Below are 7235 nucleotides of genomic sequence, written 5' to 3'. Positions count from 1 at the left end.
CCGCGCGCATGCATCGGGCGCCTGGGCCGACGCGCCGCCGCGGCAGCGCGCGCAGGTGTTCCGCCGCTGGGCCGATCTGGTCGCGGCGCATGCCGACGAGTTGGTCGAGCTGGAATCGCTGGTGTCGACGCGCCTCGCGACGGAGGTCGCCACCCGCGACATCCCGGTGACGGTCGCGATCATCCGCTATTATGGCGAGTTGATCGACAAGATCGAGGGCGAGGTCTACGCGTCGGCTGCCGATGTCTGGAGCTTGGGCGTGCGCGAGCCCTATGGCGTCGTCGCCTGCATCTCGCCGTGGAACGTGCCGATGCTGCTCGCGACGACGAAGATCGCGCCGGCGCTGGCGGCGGGCAACGCGGTACTGCTCAAGCCGTCCGAGTTCACCTCTTATTCGATGAAGCGGGTCGCGCAGCTGGCGATCGAGGCCGGCCTGCCCGCCGACCAGCTCGCCGTCTTGGTCGGCACCGGCCCCGAGACGGGTCATGCCCTCGTCACCCATCCGCAGGTCGACTATGTCGCCTTCACCGGCTCGACCGCGACGGGCCGGCAGGTGATGGCCGACGCCGCGCTGTCGGGGCCCAAGCCGGTCTCGCTGGAAATGGGCGGCAAGGGGCCGCAGATCGTGTTCGCCGACGCCGATCTGGACGCGGCGGCGGGCATCATCGCCAGCTCGGTGGTGCGCAACGCCGGCCAGATCTGCTATGCCGGGACGAGGCTGGTGGTCGCGCGCGGCGTCGCGGACGAGATGATCGAGAAGGTCGGCCAGCGCGTCGGCGGCACGGTCGCGGGGCCGACCTGGTCGAAGCGGACGACGCTGGCGCCGATCCTGTCGTTGAAGCAGCGCGACCGGATCACGAACATTCTGGGCAAGGGCGTCGACGCCGGCGCCGAGATCCTGACCGGCGGCGCCGCGATCGCCGATCGCGACGGCTATTATTTCGAGCCCACGCTGGTCGACAAGCTGGCCGTGGACAATCCGATCATCGAGCAGGAAGTGTTCGGCCCGGTGCTCGCCATCCAGCCGTTCGAGGGCCTGGACGAGGCGCTGGAGCTGGCCGAGCATTGCGATTACGGGCTCGGCGCCGCGCTCTACACGCGCGATCTGGCGACGGCGATGCGGGCGAGCAAGGCGATCAAGGCCGGATCGGTCTGGGTCAACCAGTTCGGCGTCAACGACATCATCGCGCCGGTGGGTGGCTACAAGAAATCCGGCTTCGGCAAGGATTTCGGCGTCGAGGGCCTGCTCAAATTCATGCACATCAAGGGCATCTCGATCAAGATGACCGCCTGACCCGGCGACCTCCTGACCCGACGACCCGGCGCGAGCCGCTCGCGCCGGGTGGTCGCGCCCTATTTGCCCTGCCGCGCCTTCATCATCGCCACGAACGCGGTCGCGGCGGTCGCGATCGTCTCGGCCGGATGCGCGGCGCACTCGCCATGCATGAAGCTCTTCATGTCGTCGGGCGTCAGGCCTCGACCGATGTCGAAACCGGGCGGCGACACATAGATGTTATAGGCCGACATCACGCCCGCCACGAAGAACCGGTTGGCCATATATTCCGACGGATCGGCCTTGGTCTCGGCGGCCGACCAGTCGCTGCACAGCTTGTGACCCGGACCATAGGTGACCGGCCCTGCGGCAGGCGCCGCCTGTTGCGCGACGACGGGTGACAGCGGGGCGAGCAGGAGCGACGCCAGGACGAGCTTCACAGACGATCTCCCGCAAGGGCCGGGGCCTGGGTGGCGCCCAGCGCCGCCGTCGACCGTGACGCCGTTACCCGACGCACGCCATTCTGCCAGGCGACGAGCCCGAGCCAGATCAGGATGAGCGGCGAGGTCGCGCTCAGCGCCACCGCGGGCACGAAGCGGGTGACGAAACTGTAGGAAAACAGGAGCGCGCCCGCGAGCACGCCGGTGATCCTGACCGCGCGCGAGCCGGGCAACGACACGGTGACGAACCAGATGCCGGCGAAGATATGGCCACCGTAACGCTCGAAATAGGCGATGTTGTGCGCGACGTTGCCCATTGTCATGACGCCGGTCGTCACGTCGAGCAGGATCCAGCCATAGCCCGCCGCCCTCGCCCACTCCGGTGCGTCCAGCTTCGAGACCAGCAGGAAGATCGCCAGGTGGAACAGGATACCTGGATAGTTGATCCACCACATGCCGGGCGCGACCGCGAACGACACCACCACCGGGATGAAGAACAGCAGCGCCGCGAGCGCGGGGACGCGCGGCGACAGGGAGGCGGCGGGATCGGTCATCGGCTTGTTCCCGGACAGGAGGTGAAGATTGGCGATGCGGTGACGGCCACGATCGCCGCGCAGGAAAGGAAACATCCGATCGGTCGCATGACGGCACTCGCTCAGCTTAGTGACGCCGCCGTCATGGCGGCGTGATGGGCGACGACGAACTGCTCGAAACTGGTCGGCGGCCGGCCGAGCAGCCAGGTGAGCACGTTGGGATTGCCGGTGAAGTCGTGGCTGCTGTAGCGGTCGGTGAGCGATCGGCCGACGGCCGCCTCGTGCGGCATGGTGCTGAGATCCTGGTCGCCGAACAGGCCCTTCAGATACGCGTCGGGCCCGATCTGCTCGACGCGGATCGGCTTGCCGAACACCTTGGCGATGATCGCGCCCATGTCGTGCGCGGTGTAGCGGCCCGCGCCGACCAGCTCATAGGTCGCGCCCGCGTGGCGATCGCCCTCGACCAGCACCATCGCAGCGACATCGGTCACGTCGCCGATGTCGACCAGCGATTGATGACGGTCGAGCGACCAGCCCGCCCGCAGCACGCCCGTTTCGAAGATGCGCGTGAAGCGGCGCGGGGCCATGTAGATGGTGGGCTGGAGGATCGTGTATTCCAGCCCCGACGAGATCAGATACTCCTCGATGTCGCGCTTGATCTCGTGCTGCACCAGATCGGTGAGAATCGCGTGGAGCACCGAACTGAACACGAAATGCCCGACGCCCGCCGCCCTGGCCGCGTCGATCCAGGCCAATCCCATCGCGCGCTCGCGCGGATCGATGCCCGGGCAGACATGATAGACCGTGTCGACGCCCTCGATCGCCCGCGCGATCACCTCGGGCTGGGCGATGTCGCCGACGACGACATCGGTCACGCCGGCCGCGCGCAGCGCCGCCGCGGATTGCTCGGACCGGACGCAGGCGCGAAGCTGCCGGCCCTGCTGCAACAGCTTGGGCACGAGCAGCCGGCCCTGCTGGCCATTGGCGGCGTTGACGAGGATCATCACGGTCTCCGGAAACCACCGACACGTCGCGTCGGCCTGTTCGGATAGCAAATCCAGCGCGAACCCGCCAAGGTCCGTCGGTCGAGACCGCCTGCCCCGACCGACGTCACCGTCAGAACTTGACGGACAGACGGGCGCCATAGGTGCGCGGCGGCGTGGTGAACGAGGTCAACACCCCGCCGAACGCCACCGGCGCCGTCAGCAGGCGATCATTCTCGATGTTGCGCACGAAACCCTGCACCGAGAAATGGCCGTCCTTGGGCCCGAACGAGACCTGTGCATTCGTGGTCCAGCTCGACGGCTGCAACTGTTCGGTCGCGTAGTCGAAATAGGTGTAGCGCTTCGTCTTGTATGCCGTGTCGACCCCGAACACGATCTTATAGTCGCCAAGCGGCACCGTCTGCGAGCCGCCCAGGTTCACCGACCATTTCGGCGCGTTGTACGATCGCTGGCCGGCGCAGTTCACGTTGAAGAACGGGACCAGACCGAACAGCGGCGGCAGCGTCGACGGCGACACCGCGCAGTTCGTATAAGGATAGCCGAGCGTCGAATAGGTGAAGCTCTTGTCCTTGGCATCCAGATACTGCACGTCGGCGGTCAGCTCGGTCGTCTTCGTCACCAGCACGCGGCCTTCGGCCTCGACGCCCTTGATCTTGGACTTGCCGATGTTCTGCGTGTAGCTGCCGGGACGGTTCAGCGCGTCGACCGCCGCATGGGCGATCTGCTCGTTCTTGTAGTTCCAGTAGAACGCCTCGACGTTGAGCTGGACCCGGTTGTCGAAGAAGCGGTTCTTCGACCCGACCGTGAACGCGTCCAGATATTCCGGCTGGAAGGTCTCCAGCCCCACCGCGTTGTTGAAGCCGCCCGAGCGGAAGCCGGTCTCGTAGCTGGCATAGAGCAGCGACGCCGGCGCCAGATCGAACTCGACCGCGCCGCGATAGGTGGCGTGCCCGTTGCTGAGCTTGTTGTTGAAGAAGATGTCGGTGCGCGCGATCGTGGTGTTCGGCGTCGGCCCGGCGATGCGGACCGGGATGGAGGGCGTCGCGCTCTGGTTGGCGGGTACGGCGAAGGGGAGCGCGTAGAACGAGGTGATCGCCGGCGGCAGGATCGCGGTCGGGCAGGTGAAGCCCGCGTTGCACGTCTCCGCGATGGTGATGCCGTGCGCGAGGAAGTCCTTGTGATCGTGCGTGTAGCGGATGCCGCCGACGAGGCGCAGCCGGTTCGTGAGATTGGCGGTCAGGCGCAGGAAGGGCGCGTACGACTCGGTCTTGACCTGCGTCGGGTCCTGGAAGTTCTCGCTGGTGGCGCTGGCCACCGTGCCCGCCTGGAGCTTGGCGTCCTCGTTGTAGTAGAAGAAGCCCAGCGTATAGTCGAACAGGTTGACCTTGCCGGCGAAGCGCGTCTCGACGCTGTACTGGATGTCCTTCTGGTTGTTGGCGATCGGGAAGCCGCCGCCCGCGTTGCGGTTGACGACGTGATCGAACCGGACCGCCGGGATCACCGTGAGCGTGCCGACGCCCGTGTCATACTCGATATCGGCGTTCGAGCCGTAGAACGAGCTGTCCTGATACAGGCTGGGGAACGGATCGTATTTGCGGCCCGCGATGGCGCTGTTGCGTGACGTCTCGAACGCCTGCGACCGCGCCGACAGGATGCCGTCCGAGCGCGGGATGTTGGTGGGCGTCACGATGCAATGCGGCGTGCGGCCCGGCGTGGTCGGCGTCGCCGCCCCGCAGACATAGGTGTTGAGGTAGCTGGCGCCCGCCCCGGCGCCGCCCAGATGCGAATAGTCGAACGACAGCCGCGCGGTCAGCGCCGGGGTCAGCTTCGCCTTCACCTGCAGCCGCAGCCCCTCGGACTTGTCGTCCGACGTGCCGTCGCTCTCGTAACCGTGGCGATCGTTGATTACGCCGGAGATCCGCACCGCGCCGTTGTCGCCGATCGGCAGATTGACCGCGGCTTCGCCGACCAGCGCATGATAATTGCCGTAGGAGATCGTGCCATAGCCGCTCAGCTCGCCGATCTTGGGCTGGGTGGGCAAGACGTTGATCGCGCCCGCCGTCGCGTTGCGGCCGTACAGCGTGCCCTGCGGCCCCTTCAGCACCTCGACGCGGTCGATATCGAAGAAGGTGGTCGAGGTGGCAGTCAAACGGCCGATATAGACGCCGTCATAGTTGAACGCGACGGCCGGATCGCTGGTGACCGAGACCGAGAAGTTGCCGACGCCGCGGATGAACGACGTCGCCGACGGTCCGACATTGGCGATCGTCAGCGCCGGCACCAGCTGGTTGAGCCGCTCCGGCTGCGCGATGCCCGCGCCGATGAGGCCGGCGCCACCGACCACGCTGATCGCGATCGCCGCCTTTTGCGAGCTTTCCTCGCGGCGCTGCGCGGTGACGATGATGTCCTGGATGCCGGTCGAGGCCTGCGTCTGCGCGGTGGCATCGGCGGTGGCCGAACCGTCCTGGATGCCCGAGGCCTGCTGCGACGGGACCGCATTGCCAGCGGCGACCGGAGGCTGCCCGGTCGAGTCCTGAGCCGCGGGGACGTTGCCGGCGCCGACGGGCTGCTGCGCGCCCGCATCCTGCGCCAGCGCCATCCCCGGAACCAACGCCAGGGCCATCGCGGTACCAGCAAGCAACAACTTACGCATTCTAATCCCCTCTCCAAACCCAGGGCCCTCTTCAACAAGGGCCTCTTTGGGCGACCGAACCGACTGCCGCCTTGAATAGCGGAGGGGAGTTTGATCGCGGGAGATGGCGAATAGCGCCGGTAGATATCACTCCGTACATCGCAACCGGCCATTTCCGGCGCGAGCGGATCACCGCGAGCGAGCGCGCGCCTGGCTTAGGCGGCGATCCGCGCGGGTCGACCGGGCACGATCCGCCAGAGCACGCCGTCGCGCTGGACGAACTGATGCTTGAGCGCCGCGGCGACGTGCAGCAGGATCAGGGCGCCGAACAGATAGGCGAGCAGCATGTGCGTGGTGGCCACCTTGTCCCCGATCGCCATCCGGACGGGCATCGCCTGATCATGCACGATGCCGAGATGGGGCAGCGGGATCAGCTTGTAGAGCAGGGTCGGCAGGTTGAGGGGGCTGGCGGACACGATCACCCAGCCGGTCAGCGGCATGACCAGCATCAGCCCATAGAAGGTCCAATGCGTCGTGGTGGCGGCGGCGCGCTCCCACCGTTTCATCGTCGACGGATAGGCGGGCGGCCGGTGCGCCAGCCGCCAGCCGAGCCGCAGCACGCTGAGCGCGAGCACGGTAATCCCGATCGACTTGTGCAGCTGAAACAGCGTGAACCGGTCCATCCCGGTGATCCGGTCCATGCGCAGGCCGAGATAGATGTTGTATATGATCAGCGCGGCGATCAGCCAGTGGAAGCCGATGGCGCCCAGCGAGTAACGCCGCCCATGGCCGGAGGCGTCGGTGATGGCGGCGGCGCTCACCGGCTCAGCCGCGCTTGGCCGCGAGGTCGATCGCGAGCTGGACGTTGAAGGGCACGGTGTCGGCGGTGGCGAACTGGCCCTGGCCGACGCCGAAGACGTGCCGGTCGATCATCGCCGTGCCGGTCATGCGCGCCTGGTCGCCCTGGATCCGCAAGGTGAACGGCAGTGCCAGCGGGCGCGCGACGCCGCGCATCGTCAGCGTGCCGAGCGCCTGGTAACGGCCCCCACCCAGATCCTTGAAGCTCTTCGCCGCGTAGCTCGCCTGCGCGAACTTGCCGATCGAGAACCAGTCGGCGCCGGGCAGCGCCTCGTCGCGGTCGCTGCTGCCGGTCTTGGCCGACGCCATGTCGACCCGCACCAGCACGGACGAGCCGGGAAGGTTCTTGGGATCGAAGCGGATATCGGCGTGCCAGCGCGCGAACGCGCCGGTGAACGTCGCGCCGCCAACGCTGCTCTGGAAGCGCAGGTGCGACGCGGCCATGTTCACCGCCCAGGCCGGCGCGATCGCCGGCGCGGCGGCGGCGGGCGCCAG

At 67.4% G+C, this 7235-nt stretch carries 7 protein-coding genes; 1 reads left to right on the top strand and 6 read right to left on the bottom strand.

The genetic code is table 11. The features are described 5' to 3' along the window. Window positions 1-1294, top strand: a 1294-nt coding sequence (locus HUU95_RS04560; protein WP_174279023.1) for an aldehyde dehydrogenase family protein, incomplete at its 5' end; no start/stop codon positions are given. 59 nt (window positions 1295-1353) lie between these two features. On the opposite strand, the gene HUU95_RS04555 is transcribed toward HUU95_RS04560, so the two are convergent. From HUU95_RS04555 to HUU95_RS04530, 6 genes are all read right to left on the bottom strand, one after another. Beyond that, window positions 1354-1713 carry a hypothetical protein gene (locus tag HUU95_RS04555; RefSeq protein ID WP_174279022.1) on the bottom strand — a complete coding sequence of 120 codons (360 nt, stop codon included), beginning with the start codon at window positions 1711-1713 and terminating at the stop codon, window positions 1354-1356. After that, complete coding sequence (locus tag HUU95_RS04550; protein WP_174279021.1) at window positions 1710-2342, bottom strand: hypothetical protein; 633 nt, start codon at window positions 2340-2342, stop codon at window positions 1710-1712. Before HUU95_RS04550 ends, HUU95_RS04555 begins: the two co-directional genes overlap by 4 nt. 26 nt (window positions 2343-2368) lie before the next feature. Continuing rightward, complete coding sequence (locus HUU95_RS04545) at window positions 2369-3250, bottom strand: SDR family oxidoreductase (protein WP_174279020.1); 882 nt, start codon at window positions 3248-3250, stop codon at window positions 2369-2371. A 112-nt stretch (window positions 3251-3362) separates the two neighbouring features. Beyond that, a complete protein-coding gene (locus HUU95_RS04540) occupies window positions 3363-5903 on the bottom strand; it encodes a TonB-dependent receptor (protein WP_174279019.1) in 2541 nt (846 codons plus the stop codon). A 194-nt stretch (window positions 5904-6097) separates the two neighbouring features. Next, the gene (locus tag HUU95_RS04535; protein ID WP_174279018.1) at window positions 6098-6703 is read right to left on the bottom strand and encodes a cytochrome b; all 606 of its coding nucleotides are present in this window, start codon (window positions 6701-6703) and stop codon (window positions 6098-6100) included. Between the two features lie 4 nt (window positions 6704-6707). Further along, the coding region (locus HUU95_RS04530) for a YceI family protein (protein WP_174279017.1) at window positions 6708-7235 on the bottom strand (528 nt) is incomplete at its 5' end.

It is taken from the genome of Sphingomonas bacterium, from assembly GCF_903643065.1.
GTDB lineage: Bacteria > Pseudomonadota > Alphaproteobacteria > Sphingomonadales > Sphingomonadaceae > Sphingomonas.
The sequence above is the reverse complement of the archived record's forward strand: the minus strand, read 5'-3'. Positions and strand labels throughout refer to the sequence as shown.